Below are 19,743 nucleotides of genomic sequence, written 5' to 3'. Positions count from 1 at the left end.
TATAGCAAATAAAAGGGAGCATTAAAACTCCACTTTATTATTTTCTTGTTCAACATCAGCTAACCTTTTACTCGGATCAATTTCAATAGATTTAATGGAATTCATTTTTCTATCAATGGTAATTTTCTTGGAAATATTAGTCCAAGGCCAATCCTCTGTTAAGATCCTATTTGGAGCCCCTGCTTCAGGTGCTTTTTCTCCTCTCATGATCGCTAATGGTAAATAAACCATTTCCTGGCTTCCATCCTTATAGGTAATCACCAAGTCAATAGGCATTGGCATCAAACCGATTCTTTCTAAAATAATGTCTGTTTGATCTCCTTGTGGATTCACTTCTTTGATCCCGTAATTGATGGTTTTGGTCGTATAAACAAAGTATTCTTTATACCAATCCAGTTCCAAACCACTCTCTTTCTCCATCACCCTGATCAAATCATTCGCATTTGGATGCTTAAACTTCCAGGTATTCCAATACCGGTGCATTCCTCTATCTCGCACATCAGCTCCTATGATATAGCCCATTTGCTCCAGGAATACGGCACCTTTACTATAAGCTGCAGAACTATAGGCTGAATTTGTATGATAGTGATCTGAATGTGTACTCATAGGCTCTTCCTTACCAGATTTCACTAGTCTATAATAGCCAGAATAAGAACCTGCAAGAGGTTTTTCGGAAGGGCTATAGATTTCTGACATCGTTAAACTAGATGCATAACTGGTAAAACCTTCATCCATCCATGGGTATAAGGATTCGTTTGTAGCCAAAACGCCATGAAACCAGCTATGTGCTAACTCATGCGCCATTACTCCAACCAAGCCTCTTAAATTTCTTCCTCCAGTGATTAAAGTAGACATGGCATACTCCATCCCTCCGTCTCCACCTTGGATCACAGAAAATTGCTTATAAGGATACTGACCAAAATGCTCAGATAAAAAGTTAATTGCCTTTGGAGTATATTCCTTTAGCTTTTCCCAGTTCTCTGTAGTCTCTTCAGTTGGGATAAATAAATGGTGAACAGTGATCCCATTTTCCATTTCTACTTTTTCATGTCTATATTTTGGGTCGGCAGCCCACATGAAATCATGAACCATTGGCGCTTTGAAATGCCAAGTAAGTGTTTCTCCTGTAGGCTTTGGTACAGTTACGCCCTTATCCTCATATCCATGTCCGATTTGATTTGGATTTTGAAGATAACCGGTTCCTCCAAGGGTGTAAGATTTATCAATCGTGATTTTCACGTCAAAATCTCCCCAAATCCCATAAAATTCTCTACCTATATAAGGATTGGAGTGCCAGCCTTGCTCGTCATAATTAGCCATTTTAGGGTACCATTGTGACATGGAATACCTTACGCCTTCACTGCTATCTCTTCCAGAACGTCTAATTTGAATTGGTACCTGACCTACAAATGACATATTGAACTCTACTTCTGAATGGGGTAAAATGGGTTTTGGAAGCGTCACTTCCAGAATGGTTTCCACTTCCTCAAAATCTACTTTCATGCCATCCATGGTCAATGAATTGACATGAAGGTATCCAATTTCACTTGGAGAGAGCGCATTGATTCTATCCCCCACTCTTCTATCAGGATCAGAAATTGATCTTGATCTTTCATCCATCATACTTCCAGGCTGGAAAGCATTAAAGTACAAGTGGTAGAATACTTTGTAAAGGGTATCTGGTGAATTGTTGGTGTACTTGAGAATTTGGGTTCCTGAGTACTGATTGGTAGTGACATTCATATCCACTTCCATTTTGTAATCAACCGACTGCTGAAATCTTCCTGTTTGGGCAAATGCAGCAGTTCCTGTAATACAAAAAGAAAAAGCCCTATGAAAGGCTTATTCACAATGTTAAGCATAGGATTATTTTTTATCACAAATAAAATCAAAATGCATACCAGCCACAAACCACCGGTAAAAAATTGACCTTTTGTTTCTTTAAATCCCCATGAGTTTAAAACCGATACTATAATAATCAATGGATGTTATTTGGGATTTTACTTTATTTATTATCGATATAAACCAAAAACCAAACATGAGAAAAATTTACCTTTTGACTTTGGCGATTTTGCTGAGTCTTTCAGCTCATGCTCAAGAAGTAGATATGGACTTGTTTAAGTCTATGAAAGCAAGAAGCATTGGACCAGCAGCCATGAGTGGAAGAATTACAGCCATCGATGCCATTGATGACAATCCTTCCGTTATTTACGCTGGATCTGCCTCAGGAGGGCTATGGAAAAGCACTTCGGGAGGCGTGACTTGGAAGCCAATTTTTGACGATCAAAAAGTACATTCTATTGGTTCCATTTCCATTTATCAGAAAAATCCAAATATCATTTGGGTAGGTACTGGAGAAGGGAACCCCAGAAACTCTTTAAGTCTAGGAGGTGGAGTTTATCGCTCTATGGATGCAGGTGCCACATGGGAGCTTATGGGACTGGAAAACACCAAAGCCATTCACCGGATCATTGTACATCCAGATGACCCCAACACCGTTTACGTCGGAGCCATTGGATCTCCTTGGGGAGAGCAAGAAGACAGAGGACTATACAGGACTACTGATGGAGGTAAAACTTGGGAAAAAATTCTATACATAGATACCAAGACGGGTGTCGGTGAAATGATCATGGATCCGAATAATCCAAATAAGATTTTTGTCAATATGTGGCAACACAGAAGATACCCTTATTTCTTTGAATCTGGAGGTCCTTCTTCTGGGCTTTTCGTTACGTATGACGGAGGAGATAATTGGAAGGAACTAGATGAAAGCAATGGCTTACCCAAAGGTGATTTAGGAAGAATGGGGCTCGCCATTTCAGCTGCCAATAGTAGTAAGGTGTATGCTTTGGTGGAGTCCTCCAAAAATGCTCTTTATGTTTCAGAAGATGGTGGTGAAAATTTTAAAATGATCAATTCGGATGGTTCTATCGGGGATAGACCTTTTTATTATTTTGATATTCACGCGGATCCAAAAAATGAGAATAGGCTATACACCTTGTATTCAAGGGTGGGAATCACGGAAGATGGAGGTAAATCATTTACCCAATTACTTCAATACCAAGGAGTCCATCCAGATCACCATGCTTGGTACATCAACCCGAATGATCCCAAGATTCTTATTGATGGAAATGACGGTGGGCTAAACATTTCAAGGGATGGGGGCAAAACTTGGTTTTTTGCTGACAATCTTCCAGTAGGTCAATTTTACCATGTGAATGTTGACAATGAGTTGCCTTATTATATCTATGGAGGAATGCAAGATAATGGATCTTGGACCGGTCCTGCCTATGTTTGGAGAAGAGATGGTATTAGAAATAGCTATTGGCAAGAAGTTTCATTTGGAGATGGGTTTGATGTAGTTCCGCATCCTGCAAATTCTAGATTTGGATACACTATGTCGCAAGCAGGTAATGTTTCCAGATTCGATAAGGAAACCGGGCACAATAAAACCATTAGACCTACTCATCCCGATAAGGAAGTTTTCCTTCGATTCAATTGGAATGCAGCCATTGCACAGGATCCACATGATGAAAACACTGTCTATTATGGATCTCAATTTTTACATAAATCAACGGATAGTGGGGATACTTGGGAAATCATCTCACCTGATTTAACAACCAATGATAGCACCAAGCAAAGACAGCAGGAAACCGGTGGATTAACTTATGATATCACAGGCGCTGAAAACCATACGACTATCATTGCAATTGCTCCTAGCCCGGTGGATCCAAACGTGATCTGGGTAGGAACGGATGACGGCAATGTACAGGTCACCAAGGATGGTGGGGCTACCTGGACCAATGTTGCCAGTAAATTAACCGGACTTCCAAAAGCCTCTTGGATTCCTCAAATTCAAGCTTCTTCCTATGATGCCGACGAAGCTTGGGTAATTGCCAATAATTACAGGAATAATGACTTTTCAGCTTATGCCTACCATACATCAAATGGCGGAAGCTCTTTCACCAGAATTGCTGATGATTCCAAAGTCTCTGGATATGCCCTCTCAATTATCCAAGATCCTGTGGAACCCAACTTGGTATTCTTAGGAACTGAACTAGGACTATATGTCAGCTTTGACCAGGCAAAATCATGGAATAAATGGGAGCATGGTTATCCTAAAGCTGTTTCAACTTACGATATGGCCATTCAAGAAAGAGAAGCTGATTTGGTAATCGGCACATTTGGTAGAGCTTTTTATGTTTTGGATGATATCAGGCCACTGCGGATTTTTGCTGCCAATGGGGGATCTGCACCCGAAGCCAAAATTACCGCTGTTCCAGCTCCAGATGCTTATCAAGTAGAAATCCAGCAGCCAGCAGGTGAACGATTCCCCGCGGACGGGATTTTTGCAGGAGAAAACAGAGAAACCGGTGGACGTTTGAGCTTTATTATTCAAGACGATAAAGAAAAATTGGACACCGTAACTGTGTCAATTTTTAATGAAGCGGGTGAGCAAATCAGGACTTTAAAAACAGTTCCAAAAAATGGAGTCAATCGAATTATTTGGAATTTGGATAGAAAATCTTCTGTAGAAAACCAAGGTGGCTTTGGAGGTCGTAGAGGCAATAGAAGTGGATTTTACGAAGCTTCAGGAGGAGAAGCACTTCCTGGGACTTACAAAGTAGTATTCACCTATGGAGATCAAGAAGATGAAACCAGTATCAAGGTGTATTCTGACCCTAGAATAGACATGAACCTTGCCGACCTGAAAGCCAAGGATGAATTCCTTAAAAATTGGAAGCTTTAACCAATGAGGTTTCTGAATCATCCAAGAGATTAGATGAAGCCCAAAAGGTTATCGATAAAGTCATGACTCTCACCAAGGATGTTGATACAGAAGAAGCAAAAGAGTTAGCCAAAGCGGCCAAAGAAATTAAGAAAAAGCTTGATACTGCAAGAGAGGCCTACAATGGTCCCACCCGAGAAGGTCAGGGAATTATTAGAAACCTATACCCTACTACTATGACCATGGTATTTGCACCGAGAAGGTATGTTGGATCTTCCTATTCTGCACCAGGCGCCACAGAGGAACGATTGTACCTACAAGGTGTTGAAGCTGCTGCTGAGGCCAAATCCATCGTAGATGAATTTATCAATGGGGATTGGAAAGCCTTTGAAGAAAAAGTGAAAAACACTCAAATCGATTTATTCGAAAACATGAAATAAATTCATGAAGCCAAAAAAGCCAACCTAAACTAGGTTGGCTTTTTTTATGAAATAGAATCAGATATTTTAGATTTTCAACTCCTTTCAGCTCATGCTTGATCACCATAAAATTGGATGGAAAACGGCCGCAGGATTAGTCATTGCCAATATGATCGGCACGGGAGTTTTTACCAGTTTGGGTTTTCAATTGAATGAAGTCCAAAACACGTGGTCTATTTTCATCCTTTGGGTATTTGGCGGCATCATGGCACTCATTGGAGCATTGGTGTATTCCGAATTAGGAACCCACTTCAAAAGTCAGGAGGCGATTATATTTTTCTTTCGGAAACAATCCATCCATCTATCGGCTATTTATATGCTTGGGTTTCGCTTACAGTTGGGTTTTCTGCACCAATTGCCATTGCAGGAATAGCTATGAACGACTACTTGCGTCCTTTCTCAGGAAATAGCAACCTACCTGGTTTATTGACTATATTATTAATTCCAATTGCCCATGTCACTTCCATCAAAAGAAGCGGTCAAGTTCAAAACGTGCTTACTTTAATTAAAATTTTATTCATTGTTTCATTAATTCTGATCGGCTTCACTTTACCCTCCAAAAGTCTTTCCTCTTCTCTTGATTTTTCCAACTCATGGAGCTCGGAGATTTTCAGTCCTGGTTTTGCAGTCTCTTTAGTTTATGTATTCTATGCCTATACAGGTTGGAATTCTGCTGCCTATATTATTGAAGAAGTCCAAAGTCCCAAAAAGAATCTACCAAAGGCTTTGATCACCTCGACTATCTTGGTTTTGATCTTGTATGTTTTGTTCCAATTTGTATTGCTAAAACATGCTTCGCTTTCTGATTTGAAAGGAAACGTGGAAGTAGCTACGATCTCTTTTGAAAATTTATTGGGGCCTTTAGGCGCTATTTGGATCAGCTTTTTTATTGCAATTCAATTAATAGCCACCATCAGTGGATATACTTGGGTAGGCCCGAGGATTACCCACGCCATGGCTAAAGATTTCAGGCTTTGGAAACCCCTAGCTAAAGAAAATAAAAATGGGATTCCCATTATTGCAATTGGATTAAATACACTCATTAGCCTACTTTTATTTTTATCTGGTTCTTTCGAACAGGTATTGATTTATGCTGGTTTTGTGCTTCAATTGATGGGGACAATTACTGTTTATTCTTCCCTTAAAATTCAGGAAGGTTCTGGTTTTCGAACCCCCTTCAAACCGCTATTGCAATGGGTATACATCGTCTTTAGTCTTGCTATTAGTTGCTACCTATTTTGGGACAGGCCTTGGGAGAGTTTGGCAGGACTTGGAATAATGGGTTTGGGGTTATTCCTTTATTTACTTGATAAAAAAAGCCCGGCTTCAAGAGTCAAACAAGTAGGTAGAGGTACCTAACAAACCATAGATGTCAACAATTTTCTTTCCATGAAGCCGCGATAAGCCCAGGTATCTCCAGGTTTACGCAAGTGAAAACGGAATTAATTGCTTTTGAATGGTCGCCGACCAACAACCTGCCCTCGGTATTCTCTCACATTCCATACACCTGAATAGGATTGTTCTTGATAGTTTGAACCCATGGTGCTACCATCCGCTCAGGATGAGAAATAATTAAGATAATAAATTCCTTTTTATCTCTGTCCGAATTATATAATTTACTGGTATACTGACTCTTGTAATTGAAAAACAACTAGTTATTAAAGAAATCTTAAAAATACTTCAATTCATTATCAGAATAATTAATATTCCATGGCAAAATTCTTCATTCTCGGTATTTGTTTTAGCGAATGAAGAAATTAAAATAAATGAAGTGCCCATTCAATTAACAACCCAAAATCAACACATTGAAAATCAAGCACCTACTATTTTTTAGATCATTAAAGGAAAGTCTATTCCATAGGAATATCACATTCAATCCTCAACTTTTATTTCTGATGTTGATGCCATTATTGGCTTTTCGTTTCCGATCTAGCTATGCACAGAATGAATTTACAGAAGTCAGATTTGAACAGAAAGATGAATCCAAAAGATCGAAATATTTATTAAAAGGAACGATCACTCAAAATGAGACATCCGAGCCATTGGAAGGTGTTTCCATTCATATCGACGGAATCTTTGGTGGAAACAATACTGATTCGAAGGGGCAATATTCAATTTCACTTGATTCAGGAAAACACCGAATCGTTTTTCGGCAATTTGGAAAAAGACCAGCTCGATACATCGTTTTTCTATATGGAGATGGCCAATTGGACTTAGCGCTCACCGATCAAGATTTTGAATTGGAGGTATTTACGGTACAAGCAGAGGAGCGAGATAGAAACATCCGGGGAGCTATTACCGGTGTTACCAAAATGAACATCGATGAAATAAAATTAGTCCCGGCATTTTTAGGCGAGTCTGATGTATTTAATGTGCTTCAATCCATGCCGGGAGTGAATTCTGTAGGTGAAGGTTCTGCAGGCATGAATATTAGGGGTGGTCAAGCGGATCAAAATCTGATCATGATGAATGAAGCGATAGTGCTTAGTAACAGTCATGCTTTGGGCTTCCTATCCTCATTTAATGGTGATGTACTTCAAAACTTTACGCTGTTTAAAGGAACAGTCCCAAGCTACTTTGGAGGAAGGAGTGCGTCAGCATTGAACATTGAAATGAGAAAAGGTAGCAGAGAAAACTGGAAAGGAAATGTTTCCTTAGGAACCTCGATCAGCAAATTCCTGATAGAAGGGCCTATCGTCCCAGAAAAGACCTCTCTAATTTTTGCCTCCAGGTTATCCAACACCAATTGGATTTTGAACAAAGTAAATGAAGTGGATGTAAAAAATAGTAAGATTAACTTCCACGATTTTTATTTGGGAATTAATCACCAATTTTCTGAGAATAACAGCCTTGATTTTAACTTGCTAAATACTGGAGATTATTTCAGGTTTTCCAACCAGTTTGGTTTTGAATGGGATAATCTCGTGGGATCATTGACCAGCCGCAATCTTTTGACCGACAACTTCTCTCTGATAGGAATGGCAGCTTTTGGTTCATTCAACAATAGTTTTTTTGAACCCTCTCAAATAGACCCCTCAAAAATTGAAAATGGTCTTTACTACTACCAAGGAAAAATAACCGGGTTTTTAACGCTCGAAAAGGTGGACATTAACTTTGGTGCTGAGGCAATCCAATACACCATGAGACCAGAAACTCTTAATCCACTTACACCAGAATCAGGGATAGTGGCAGAATACAATCAGAAAGAGAGAGGATTGGAATTTGCTCCATTTGTATCTGCTGAATGGAATCCATCAGAAAACTTTTCTGTTTCAGGCGGAGTCAGATATTCAAATTATATTCAACAAGGGCCCGACTCAGTCTATAGATATCAAGAGGGAGTTCCAAGATCAAGGTTGACGATTGATGGAGTTGATTTCATAGAAAGTGGACAAGTAGTGAAGTACAATGGTCTTGAACCAAGGCTTTCCTTCCGTTGGACTTTAGGAAATTCTAGTTCTATAAAAGGCGGATATTCGGTTTTGAACCAATACCTACAGACCATCTCCAATGCTACGGGTCCAACACCAATAGACCTTTGGCAGCTGAGTACAACTTATATCCTTCCACAACGATCCTATAATGTTTCTTTGGGATACTTCCGAAACTTCAAAGAAGATATGTGGTCAACCTCTCTTGAGGGATTTTACCGGACGACAGACAATCAATTGGAATACCGGGATTTTGCTGATTTGTTTGTAAATCCGCACTTGGAAACCGAATTGATCCAAGGAGAAGGCAGAGCCTATGGTGCTGAAGTATTGATCCAAAAAACAGTGGTGGTATCACAGGTTGGCTTGCTTACACCTATACTAGATCCTTGATCAGAACCACCTCCGAATTTCCTCAAATTCAAGTCAATCAGGGCAACTGGTTTGCTACCAATTTTGACAAGCCTCATACCGTTTCACTAGTTACCAACATCCATTTCAGAAAGGGGAAAACTTTCAATATGAATTTCAATTTTTCATCGGGTAGGCCGGTTACTGGACTTACCTCTAACTATGTAGTAGGAGGGATTTTTGTTCCCAATTTTGGGAATAGAAATGAATTTAGGATCCCAAACTACTTTAGAATTGACTTTTCTTACCTAACCAATGGATTTGTAAGAAAATGGGATGACAAGATCAATTTTAGTGTCTACAACCTTACAGGTAGAAGGAATGCCTATTCGGTATTTTTCCAACGAGAAGGAAGATCACAAAGGTTGATTCCTTTTCAGGTTTCAATCTTGGGTTCAGTTTTCCCATCATTTACCTACACTGTTTCCTTTGGCAAATGACCTCACGCACAACTAAATACGTCCGACCCCTAGTGGTGTTTTCACTGATCTTCTTTCTGCTGTCTTCCTGTATTGAAAAACTTATTTTTTCGACGAAAATCAAGAAGTGCAATTAGTAATTTATGGGCTTTTGACCGATAACTATGAAAGACAAATAGTTTCAGTATCAAAAACATCTGCTGTAGGACTTGCACCAATGGGTGTTAGGGATGCTAGGGTTTCACTATTAACAGCATCAGGAGATAGGTATAGATACAATTCTACCGGATCAGGGGAGTATATATTAGAAGGATTTGCTGCAATAGAAGGAGAAAGTTATGCCCTTGAGGTGATTCTAGAGGATATAGTCTATATCTCAAAATATGAGAAGATGCCTGATCTTCTTGCAGATGATACTATCAGTTTTGAATTTAACAAAGAACCATTTAGGACGGAAACTCCAGAATCTGTTTTTACGGTTATTTCAGAAACGACGCTGCCTAGTTCCTCTGATCCGATCTATCTTAGGTGGACGGTTGAAGAAACTTATTTTTGGCCTTTGTTATATTTTCCAGGAACAGGATTTCCGCCTCCTCCTCCACCACCTTGTTTTATATCGGATGTGATCGAACCCAATAGAATTAATTTGTTTGATGGATCAGGTTCAAGTTCACGTAAAGGGAATTTTGTATTGGGGAAAAGGTTGGTAGACAATTCCTTCCTATACCCTTTCTTTGTGTCCGTTAGGCAACTTAGCATCAATCGGGAAGCCTATGAATATTGGGAAAAAATAAAAATCGTGATTAATAATCAAGGATCCTTATTTGATATCCCCCCTGCTCAAGTAATTGGAAACATTTCCAATGTTGAAGATCAGAATGAAATAGTCTTAGGATTTTTTGAAGTCGCCAAGACCAAAGTGACTAGGATTTATACCACACGGGCAGATGTACCCTTTTCTCTGGTCGACCCATGTCAGTATTTCCCAAGTATACCCGAAAATTCTTATCCCTCTGAATGCAAGTCCTGTGATGCGCGGGCTCAAGGAAGAAGATGGACAAACACTCCTCCTGATTGGTGGAAGTTTGATTGAAATTTTAGGGTTGGCATAGTACCACCGTATCTGAAGATGAAAAAGAACCTTTATTCAATATTTAAGCGACTTACTTGCCTATTTTCTTTGATTTTGGTAACAGTTTCTTGCATTGACAGACTTGATTTTTGGCAAGAAACTCAAGAGGGACAATTAATTATTTATGGATTGTTTACTGATATTGAAGACAAGCATTTGGTCAATATCAGTACCACGGCACCATTAAGTTTTCGTCCGAAAGGTGTTTCAAATGCAGCCGTTTATTTACTGACGGAGGACGAGGAAAAAATAGCCTATCTTAACAAAGGGAATGGTGTTTATGAATTGCAAGGCATATATGCAGCAGAAGGAAAAAGTTATGCAGTTGAAGTGATTTTGAATGGAACGACTTACAGGTCATCATTTCAAGAATTGCCTTCAGCTGTTGGGAAAGACGATCTCAGTTATGAAGTTGCATATGAACCCTTTAGATCTTCAGAGGATGAGTATGTTTTTAAAGTTTTTACCAAATCAGAGTTACCGGAAACAAAAGACCAACTATTCATTAGGTGGGTCGTAGAGGAAGCACACTATTGGCAGTTACTCTGGATTCCTCCTGCTACCCCTCCTCCTCCACCTTGCTTTATTTTTGACGTGATGGATCCTTCACGGGTCAATTTATTTGACGGAACAGTTACTTCAAATCGTCAAACTGAGCGTTTATTGGCTACCAGGAAAATTGACAATGCCTTTTTGTTCCCATATTTTGTGACTGTCAAACAGCTCAGCATTAACAGAGAGGCATTTCAGTATTGGGAAAAAATAAATATTGTCATCAACAACCAAGGATCTCTTTTTGATATACCTCCTGCTCCGGTAGTGGGAAACATCGTAAATACTGAAAATCCAAATGAGCTTATTCTTGGCTTTTTTGAAGTTGCAAAATCATCCATATCGAGGTTCTACGTGACCTCTGAGATTTCTCCTATTTACTTGCAGCCTATCTGCAATTTTATCCCCGGAAAACCCACCAATCAATATCCGTCTGAATGCCTTTCCTGTGAAGCGCGTGCTGGAGGCCGCGAATGGACAAGTATTACACCTGACTGGTGGGTTTATGATTGATCCCAGGGTGAAAAACGTAATACTATGCTAGGTCACTCAATTTATCCATTACTTAATCCGAAGAAATTTTGGAGGTAGTACAAGTACTTTTTAACGGAATACAGATTCTTATCTATTTTCATACAATTCTGTATAGTAATCCTGATAGGCTCCTGAAGTGACATGATCCAACCACTCTTGATTATTCAGGTACCAATCAATGGTAATCTCTATCCCTTCTTCGAATTGCAAACTAGGCTCCCATCCTAATTCTTCTTTGATTTTGGTGGCATCTATGGCATAACGATGATCATGGCCCGCCCGATCTTTTACAAAGGTGATTAGTTTTTCAGAGGTACCCTTCTCTCTTCCTAATTTTTCATCCATTTTTTGACAAAGCAATCTGACAATGTCAATATTTTTCCATTCGTTGAAACCACCGATATTATAGGTTTCTCCAGGTTTACCCTGATGAAAAACGGTATCAATTGCTCTTGCATGGTCAATTACAAATAACCAGTCCCTGATATTTTCTCCCTTTCCATACACCGGAAGAGGCTTGTTGTTCTTGATATTATGAATAACCAATGGGATCAATTTCTCCGGAAAGTGATTCGGACCATAATTATTGGAGCAATTGGAGATTACCGTATTCATTTGATAAGTATTGGCGTAGGCCCTTACAAAATGGTCTGAAGAAGCTTTTGACGCAGAATAAGGAGATTGAGGATCGTAGGGAGTAGATTCCAAAAAGAACCCACCGTCTTCCAAGGAACCATAAACCTCATCAGTGGAAACATGGTAAAATAAGTGATTTGCTAATTCTCCAGCCCAGGCTTTCTTGGCAGAGTTCAGCAAATTCACTGTTCCGAACACATTGGTTTTCACAAAGGCCAAAGGATCAGAGATAGAACGATCTACATGAGATTCAGCAGCTAAGTGAATTACATCGGTAATCCCATGTTTTGAAAAAACTTCGTCAAGGGTAGCAGCATCTTGGATATTTACTTTTTCAAAAAGTAATTGGAAGCCCCTTCTATTTCTTTCAGGTTTTCGAGATTTCCAGCATAGGTCAAAGCATCCAAATTTACAATAGTGTATTCGGGATACTTCGAGACAAAAAGTTTAACCACATGACTTCCTATAAAACCAGCACCGCCAGTGATCAAAATTGATTTTTTCATGATTAAGAATGTTATTTCTTATAATAATCTAGATACCATTTTGTAAATGCATTGACTCCATCCGTAATAGAGGTTTCTGGCTTGTACCCAGTATCTCTCACTAAATCGGATACATCTGCATGAGAGGCAGGAACATCCCCGGGTTGTAAAGGCAATAATTCCATTTCGGCCTTCTTACCCAGTCCATCTTCAATCGCATGGATATAGTCCATCAAGAGCACAGGAGAGGAATTTCCGATATTATATACTTTGAAAGGCGCTCTGCCACTTCCTGGATCGGGATTTTGAGGATCAAAGTCCGCATTTGGTGAAGCAGGTCTATCGGCCACCCGGATTACTCCTTCTACAATATCATCTATATAGGTAAAATCCCGCTTCATTTTTCCAAAATTAAAGACCTTAATAGGCTCTCCTTTTAGAATTGCCTCAGTAAATAGAAATAGGGCCATATCAGGTCGTCCCCAAGGTCCATACACTGTAAAGAATCGCAAACCTGTGGTTGGAATATTAAATAAATGACTGTAGGTATGAGCCATCAATTCATTGGATTTCTTGGAAGCAGCATATAAACTGATGGGATGATCAACAGAATCAGAAGTTGAAAAAGGAAGTTTTTCATTGGCCCCATATACCGAACTTGATGACGCATAAACCAAATGCTTGACAGGATGAAAACGGCAAGACTCCAAAATATTAAGGAAAGCAATGATATTACTCTCTATGTATACCTCAGGATGTGTCAGGGAATACCTCACTCCTGCTTGGGCAGCCAAATGAATCACCACATCAAACTTTTCCTGAGCAAAGAGCTGAAGTAGATCTTCTTTTTTAGATAAGTCTAATTTGATAAATCTATAGGTAGGTATATCCGAAGATTGAACCAATTTATTATTTGAAATTTCTTCTTTTTCAACCCCCATAGAAGCTAATCGCGCATACTTCAGATTTATGTCATAATAGTCATTGATGACATCAAGCCCCACAACTTCATCCCCTCTCTCCAACAATTTTTTTGCAACATGAAATCCAATAAATCCTGCAGTTCCGGTTACCAGGTACTTCATAAAAGAGTGTATTACGTGATTAAGGCCTAAATATACGTCATTCTGATGGACTGACCGCCCCTAGCAACTGCTGGTATCGATCAAAAATTTCTTGATGAACATTGGGTCTATTATAGTTGGCCTTAACTTCCTCATAAAGAGCGATCCCCAGTTGGGTCATTTTTTCTCTTTTCACAAACGCAAATTCCAAAGCCTCTTTTAAAACAGCCGCATCTTTTACAGGAAAAATTAATCCTGTCTTTTGCTGCGTGATCAAATCAGTATTTCCAATTATTCCAGAACAGATTACGGGTAGTTGCATTGCACCAGCTTCCAATAACACATTTGGAAATCCTTCCCTATGAGATGGATGTACTAAAACATCTGCCAGTGCCATATAATGGGCTACATGATCTGACCAGTCAATCTGCACTATTCTTGGATGGTCCGTGATCGTCTGAATGGTTTCAGGTGATAATGGATCCAGTTCTTGCTCATAACTTCCAAGCAGCACTAATTTTGATTGATTGACAATTTTTGAATTCGTAAAAGCAGCGACTAATTCTTCGATCCCTTTATCTTTGACCAACCTTCCAACAGACAAGATCACAAATTCATTTTCTCCAGGAAGAATTCTCATGGTAGCAGCCACTAAATGGTTTTCCTTTAAGGAATTCCGACTGAATTTAGTCAGGTCTACTCCATTTGATGAACCCTTACCAATGATGTGTATTTTATCCTCATCACATAGGTTTTCCTTTAAAATGAATTTCTTTAATCCATTGGAATTGGGCCAAACTTCGGTGGCATATTGGTACGTGTATTTTTCCACTTTTTCCAGAAGACCTTTTTTTCCTCCCTCTGCAGACATGAATGGAATTCCAGCCAAAGTATGGATTCGCACTTTGACCCCTGCTAATTTGGCTGCAATCATTCCCAAAATACCTGCCTTAGGAGTATGAGTGTGAACGATATCCGGTTTTTCAACCTTAAACAACTGATACAATTGCCACAAGCATTTGAGATCGTGAATGGGGGTGATTTTCCTGGTAAATGGAATCACTTCATGCCTGACTCCTTCATTCTTAAGTACCTGTGCAACTTCCCTCCCATCACTACTCACCATTACTACATCTAAGCCCTTCTCCTTCATAAACTTCATTTGCCCGGAGAGCAATAGTTTAAGTGAAATTGGTACAGTGGTGATTCGAATCAGCTTGGTCATGAAAAAGATTTGTAAAGGCGCAAAGGTAAGATATTCTAGTCTTTTGTGCCTTAAAAAACGCAAATGGTATTCCAAGAAATACACATCCTCCTAATCTCCTTCTTCTAGTTCAAATAATTCTTCTATTGGTACCACAAAAACTTTGGCAATTTTCAGGGACAGGACCGTAGATGGAACATATTTACCAGCCTCGATGCTGTTAATGGTTTGCCTTGATACATTAACCCGGTCTGCCAAATCCTGTTGGGTCATATTATTTCTTGCCCGCTCTACTTTGATTGTGTTTTTCATCTTGCGAACCCTACAAATCTGTTGTTTTCAAAATAATGCGGCATTAAGAGCTCTGTACATTTCATGAGTTATACTATAAAGCATCAATCTTTTGAGGCCATGTATTTTTGATATTGAAAAGCGGCATATACATAGGCATTTAAAAGAAACAGCACCAAATAAGCCGTAAATATTTCGGAGGTAATCCTATCATACCGCAGATAATTGATTAACATCAATGCCCCTAATCCCCATATCAGCCAGTAAAAGCCAGTTTGAAATGCTTGCAACCTAAAAGATTTAATCATTTCATCTTCTTCTTTTTCGCGTGATAGGTTCAATAATCCAAATCCTATGGCCCAAAAACCATAGATGATTTGTGACGAATCATCCGGACTGATGTCCATTCGTGATAAAGCCATTCCAATTACTAAAATGACTGGTAATGGGAAAAATATAAATGCCACTTTCTTCCATGCTGGAGAAAGTAATGGAACATGTAAGATGGATTTCTCTTTCATAAGTCAACTATTTTTTACCAAATGTAAAATAAACTTTACATTATGTCAAATAAAATTAACTTTTTCATTTGGGTAAAGTTTAAGAGATAAATATTCTTCCCAATAAAATTTTATCGCTGGGGATAAAACATGCCTTTTAATTAACTTTAATCCTCATTACTTCTTACTTATTTGAATTCTTATGATTTCTACTCAAAAAATTGCCATCATAGGCTGTGGTAATCTTGGTTCATCCATTGCCAATGGACTGCTTGAAAAAGATAGCTTTGATGCAAAAACCTAACTCTTACCAAACGAAATACCATCAGTTTATCTGACTTTGAGGCAAGAGGATCTCATGTTCATTCAGACAATTTTACCGCAGCTAAATATGCGGACATCATTTTATTAGGCGTGAAGCCTTATAATGTCCGCCCTATTCTACGTGAGATCAAAGAAGTTTTAAATCCAAAGAAGCAAATAATTATCTCTTTGGCCACCGGAATTAGTTTGGACGAAATGTATCAGGAGCTTGATCCAAAGATGGTGGCATTTAGAGCCATGCCAAATATTGCTGCAGACATTCAGGAATCCATTACCTGCGTTTGTCAAAAAGGTGCCAGTTCTGATCAAATAGCATTGGTAAAAGAATTATTTAACTCCATTGGTATTACCATCGATATCGATGAATCACTGATGGAAGCTTCCACTGTATTAGGAGCCTGTGGTATTGCTTATGTTTTACGGTTCATGCGCGCTATGATTCAGGGTGGAATTCAGATTGGATTTGATTCCAAAACTGCCAGCAGGATCGTTAATCAAACAGTAAAAGGAGCAGCTGAATTGATGATTCAACAAAATATTCATCCGGAGGAAGCCATTGATAAAGTCACTACTCCAAAAGGCTGTACCATCGTAGGACTAAATGAAATGGAACATCAAGGTTTTAGTTCAGCAATGGTAAGAGGGGTCATTGCTAGTTTTGAAAAAATCGAAAAAAATAGCTTCTTTTTTCATATTAAGAAAAATTCACGGAATAGTTAAGTTAAATCACTCAAAAACCCAATTACTTCAAAAAGAATAATTTAATTTTTGTTTTTCTTTTAAATCTTTTTACTAGTTTTGTCTCGGGTGATAAACAACTTTTGCTATTCCTTTTTAAGTGACACGATTTTTCAAGGAAGGACTGTTTGGTAATTTTTTCCTCCTTCCTTTTGTTTTAGTTAAAATTTAAAAAAATGCCTTCTGATTTTTAATCAGAAGGCATTTTAGTTTTTAAACTTGATTTTATTATTCGAAAATCTCTTTCAGCTTGCTTTCAAGACTTGGACCTCTTAAATCCTTCCCAATAATTTTACCATCTGGGTCAATTAAATACGTCGCTGGAATAGCGTTGATCTGATACAATTCTGCAGCTACAGAGTTGAAGTATTTTAAATCGGAAACTTGTGTCCAAGTTAATCCATCTTCAAAAATAGCATCTACCCAAGCTTCACGGGTTCTATCAAGAGAAACTCCAAAAACCTCAAATCCTTGATCCTTGTATTCATTATATAGTCTGACCACATTTGGGTTTTCTTCACGACATGGTTTACACCATCCAGCCCAAAAATCAATCATCACATATTTCCCTCTAAAATCAGATAATTTGACTATCTGACCTTCTGGGTTAGGCAATTCTATTTCTGGAGCAATTTGGCCCATAGAAAGCGCCCTCATCTCATCCAATTGCTGTTTTAATTGAATGATCATTTTGGTCTCTGGATACTTTTTATCCAATTCAGCTACCAGACTATCCAAAAACTGAAACTCATTTTTGGAATTCAAAAGACCAATAGCAGCTAATGAAGCAAAACTATCCCCCATGCTATTGATCACATCTTTCACCTGTTTGGCTTGGTTATCTTCCAACAGCAATGCATCTGACTGGATTCTTTTGATTGTTTCCGTATCATTATTACTCATGGCTTCATAATAAGCCTCATTCAGCTCATTTACTTTATTCTGATAATCAGCGATCAATCCATCAATTTTCTGCATTTCCTGACTGTCCTTTGAACCTGAAATTTGCAAACTTTCAGCATCTGAAAAGTCATAATTTACTTGTACATCCTCCTTGTACAACGCCAGTCTTACCGTTCTCTGGTCAAATAAATTCAATGCGAAAAAGGTGGGAACTTCCACGTCCACTGTGTATTCGAAAGATCCATCTGATTGGAGCGTTAAGGTATCTACCACCACAGGTCGACTTTCGGTAAAGCGGGAAAGAATAATCAAACCCTCCGGAGCATTTTCCACTTTTCCTTCAAGTGCTACTTTGCCGTCATTTTCTTCTTCAGCACTTCCGCAAGAAAGCATGGTGACACCTAGAACAAAGGCAACTAAGATTGAGGTATATTTCATGTTTTATTTTTGTAATAATTTAGTCAATAGCTTGGTAGCAACTTTTGGATCGGCCTTGCCTTGGGACTTTTTCATTACTTGTCCCATAAACATGCCCATCAGCCCTTTTTTACCGGACCTAAATTCTGCTACTTTACCCGAATTTTCTGCTAATACAGCCTCTACTATTGGCAATAAGGAGGATTCATCACTTTCCTGAATTAAGTTTAACTTTTGAGCAATCTCGATCGGATTTTCCTCTGAGGATTTAAGCATCTCAGGGTATATCTTTTGAGAAGCTACTGTGAAACTCACCTTGCCTGCATCGATCAATGCAATGAGTTCAGCAAGTGAATCAGTACTAATTGGAAAGTCTTTTATCTGTACTGACCCTTCATTCAAATAGGACTTTATCGGTCCCATCATCCAGTTAGACGCAGATTTATAATTTTTTGTTTTACTACACAGTTCATTAAACCATAGTGCCATTTCTTTCGACTCTGTCAAGAAACTCGCATCGTATTCAGGCAAACCAAATTGCTCTACAAATCGCTGGTGTAATTCCCTAGGAAGGTCAGGCATACTTTCTTTGATGGAACTCAACCATTCTTCAGAAACTACCACTGGGCTTAAATCCGGTTCAGGAAAATATCGATAATCATTCAAGTCCTCTTTGGTCCGCATACTCGCCGTTGTACCGGTAGCGGCATCAAATGTTCTGGTCTCAGAAATAACCTCCTCCCCTGCTTCCAGTAACTCAATGATACGATTATGCTCATGTTCTATGGCCCGGACCACATTTCTGAAAGAGTTCATGTTTTTCACTTCAACTTTCTTTCCATATTCTTTGGCCCCTTTTAGCATCACGGAAACATTGGCATCACAGCGAAGTGATCCCTCTTCCATATTCCCATCACAGATTTCAAGATATTTTACCAACTTCTTGATCTCTGACAAAAAAGCATAAGCTTCTTCCGGGCTTCTTAAATCGGGTTCTGAAACGATCTCAATCAGCGGAGTACCTGCTCGGTTAAAATCCACCAATGTATCAGGTTCACCTGCCAAGTGGATAGACTTACCAGCATCTTCCTCCAAATGGATTCGGTTCAATAAAACCTCTTTGGTTCTTCCATCCTCCAATTTGATCGGAACAGTCCCTCCTACACAAATAGGGCCTTTGTCCTGGGTGATCTGGAAACCTTTTGGAAGATCTGGATAGAAATAATTTTTTCTGGCAAAAACATTATGTCTGGTAATTTCACAATTACAGGCCAATCCCATTTTGATGGCAAATTCAATGGCCTTCTTATTTACTTTCGGCAAAGTACCAGGATGGCCTAAGGTAATCACGGATACCTGTGTATTTGGAGCTTTCCCATATTCAGAGGCATCAGAAGCAAACATTTTGCTATTCGTAAGAAGCTGGGAATGTACCTCCAGACCGATGACTAATTGATATTTATTCTTTATTTCTTCGCTAACCATTCGAGCGTT

The 19,743-nt window shown here is 38.9% G+C and carries 13 protein-coding genes and 4 pseudogenes; 8 read left to right on the top strand and 9 right to left on the bottom strand.

The features are described from left to right. Positions 1-21 precede the first annotated feature (21 nt). Entirely contained in the window at positions 22-1,755 is a 1,734-nt protein-coding gene (locus V8V91_RS27785; protein ID WP_373398204.1) for a M1 family metallopeptidase, read from the bottom strand. Next, a complete protein-coding gene (locus V8V91_RS27780; RefSeq protein ID WP_373398203.1) occupies positions 1,740-1,982 on the bottom strand; it encodes a hypothetical protein in 243 nt (80 codons plus the stop codon). Before V8V91_RS27780 ends, V8V91_RS27785 begins: the two co-directional genes overlap by 16 nt. Before the next feature lie 56 nt (positions 1,983-2,038). Here V8V91_RS27780 and V8V91_RS27775 point away from each other — a divergent pair. The 7 genes and pseudogenes from V8V91_RS27775 to V8V91_RS27745 all read left to right on the top strand — a co-directional run bounded on the left by V8V91_RS27775 (position 2,039) and on the right by V8V91_RS27745 (position 11,666). Beyond that, positions 2,039-5,169: pseudogene (locus V8V91_RS27775) on the top strand (WD40/YVTN/BNR-like repeat-containing protein). A gap of 91 nt (positions 5,170-5,260) precedes the next feature. Then, positions 5,261-5,581, top strand: a complete 321-nt coding sequence (locus V8V91_RS27770) for a hypothetical protein (protein ID WP_373400866.1) — start codon at positions 5,261-5,263, stop codon at positions 5,579-5,581. Further along, positions 5,482-6,567, top strand: a complete 1,086-nt coding sequence (locus V8V91_RS27765; protein WP_373400829.1) for an APC family permease — start codon at positions 5,482-5,484, stop codon at positions 6,565-6,567. Before V8V91_RS27770 ends, V8V91_RS27765 begins: the two co-directional genes overlap by 100 nt. A 446-nt stretch (positions 6,568-7,013) precedes the next feature. Then, positions 7,014-9,032, top strand: coding sequence for a TonB-dependent receptor domain-containing protein (locus tag V8V91_RS27760; RefSeq protein ID WP_373398202.1), 2,019 nt, complete (start codon positions 7,014-7,016; stop codon positions 9,030-9,032). After that, positions 9,029-9,490: a hypothetical protein gene (locus V8V91_RS27755; RefSeq protein WP_373398201.1), complete on the top strand. Its 462-nt coding sequence runs from the start codon at positions 9,029-9,031 to the stop codon at positions 9,488-9,490. The genes V8V91_RS27760 and V8V91_RS27755 overlap by 4 nt, the downstream gene beginning before the upstream one ends. 103 nt (positions 9,491-9,593) lie before the next feature. Beyond that, positions 9,594-10,562: pseudogene (locus tag V8V91_RS27750) on the top strand (DUF4249 domain-containing protein); the annotation flags it as partial. A gap of 36 nt (positions 10,563-10,598) precedes the next feature. Further along, a complete protein-coding gene (locus V8V91_RS27745) occupies positions 10,599-11,666 on the top strand; it encodes a DUF4249 family protein (protein ID WP_373398200.1) in 1,068 nt (355 codons plus the stop codon). A gap of 108 nt (positions 11,667-11,774) precedes the next feature. Here V8V91_RS27745 and rfbB read toward each other — a convergent pair. The 5 genes and pseudogenes from rfbB to V8V91_RS27720 all read right to left on the bottom strand — a co-directional run bounded on the left by rfbB (position 11,775) and on the right by V8V91_RS27720 (position 15,888). Next, positions 11,775-12,829, bottom strand: a pseudogene (rfbB, locus tag V8V91_RS27740) (dTDP-glucose 4,6-dehydratase). An 11-nt stretch (positions 12,830-12,840) separates the two neighbouring features. Then, complete coding sequence (locus V8V91_RS27735) at positions 12,841-13,893, bottom strand: NAD-dependent epimerase (protein WP_373398199.1); 1,053 nt, start codon at positions 13,891-13,893, stop codon at positions 12,841-12,843. A gap of 37 nt (positions 13,894-13,930) precedes the next feature. Continuing rightward, complete coding sequence (locus V8V91_RS27730) at positions 13,931-15,097, bottom strand: glycosyltransferase family 4 protein (RefSeq protein ID WP_373398198.1); 1,167 nt, start codon at positions 15,095-15,097, stop codon at positions 13,931-13,933. A 90-nt stretch (positions 15,098-15,187) separates the two neighbouring features. Then, complete coding sequence (locus tag V8V91_RS27725) at positions 15,188-15,388, bottom strand: helix-turn-helix transcriptional regulator (RefSeq protein ID WP_074223845.1); 201 nt, start codon at positions 15,386-15,388, stop codon at positions 15,188-15,190. A gap of 83 nt (positions 15,389-15,471) precedes the next feature. After that, complete coding sequence (locus tag V8V91_RS27720; RefSeq protein ID WP_373398197.1) at positions 15,472-15,888, bottom strand: hypothetical protein; 417 nt, start codon at positions 15,886-15,888, stop codon at positions 15,472-15,474. A 181-nt stretch (positions 15,889-16,069) separates the two neighbouring features. On the opposite strand from V8V91_RS27720, the pseudogene proC reads away from it, so the two are divergent. After that, positions 16,070-16,911, top strand: a pseudogene (proC, locus tag V8V91_RS27715) (pyrroline-5-carboxylate reductase). A 246-nt stretch (positions 16,912-17,157) separates the two neighbouring features. On the opposite strand, the gene V8V91_RS27710 reads toward proC, so the two are convergent. After that, a complete protein-coding gene (locus V8V91_RS27710) occupies positions 17,158-18,270 on the bottom strand; it encodes a redoxin domain-containing protein (protein ID WP_373398196.1) in 1,113 nt (370 codons plus the stop codon). Positions 18,271-18,273: 3 nt separating this feature from the next. Then, positions 18,274-19,734 carry an Asp-tRNA(Asn)/Glu-tRNA(Gln) amidotransferase subunit GatB gene (gatB, locus tag V8V91_RS27705; RefSeq protein ID WP_373398195.1) on the bottom strand — a complete coding sequence of 487 codons (1,461 nt, stop codon included), beginning with the start codon at positions 19,732-19,734 and terminating at the stop codon, positions 18,274-18,276. Positions 19,735-19,743 lie beyond the last annotated feature (9 nt).

It is taken from the genome of Algoriphagus halophilus, from assembly GCF_041729275.1.
Classification (GTDB): Bacteria; Bacteroidota; Bacteroidia; order Cytophagales; family Cyclobacteriaceae; genus Algoriphagus; species Algoriphagus halophilus_A.
Note: the sequence above shows the minus strand (reverse complement) of the source record. Positions and strands in the feature narration are given on the sequence as shown.

Excerpts from the sequence above, each read along its gene's own strand:
- V8V91_RS27785 (WP_373398204.1), bottom strand. The coding sequence starts at position 1,755 with ATGGAAGTGGATATGAATGTCACTACCAATCAGTACTCAGGAACCCAA.
- V8V91_RS27770 (WP_373400866.1), top strand. The coding sequence starts at position 5,261 with ATGCTTGATCACCATAAAATTGGATGGAAAACGGCCGCAGGATTAGTC.
- V8V91_RS27745 (WP_373398200.1), top strand. The coding sequence starts at position 10,599 with ATGAAAAAGAACCTTTATTCAATATTTAAGCGACTTACTTGCCTATTT.
- V8V91_RS27735 (WP_373398199.1), bottom strand. The coding sequence starts at position 13,893 with ATGAAGTACCTGGTAACCGGAACTGCAGGATTTATTGGATTTCATGTT.
- V8V91_RS27730 (WP_373398198.1), bottom strand. The coding sequence starts at position 15,097 with ATGACCAAGCTGATTCGAATCACCACTGTACCAATTTCACTTAAACTA.
- V8V91_RS27725 (WP_074223845.1), bottom strand. The coding sequence starts at position 15,388 with ATGAAAAACACAATCAAAGTAGAGCGGGCAAGAAATAATATGACCCAA.
- V8V91_RS27720 (WP_373398197.1), bottom strand. The coding sequence starts at position 15,888 with ATGAAAGAGAAATCCATCTTACATGTTCCATTACTTTCTCCAGCATGG.
- V8V91_RS27710 (WP_373398196.1), bottom strand. The coding sequence starts at position 18,270 with ATGAAATATACCTCAATCTTAGTTGCCTTTGTTCTAGGTGTCACCATG.
- gatB (WP_373398195.1), bottom strand. The coding sequence starts at position 19,734 with ATGGTTAGCGAAGAAATAAAGAATAAATATCAATTAGTCATCGGTCTG.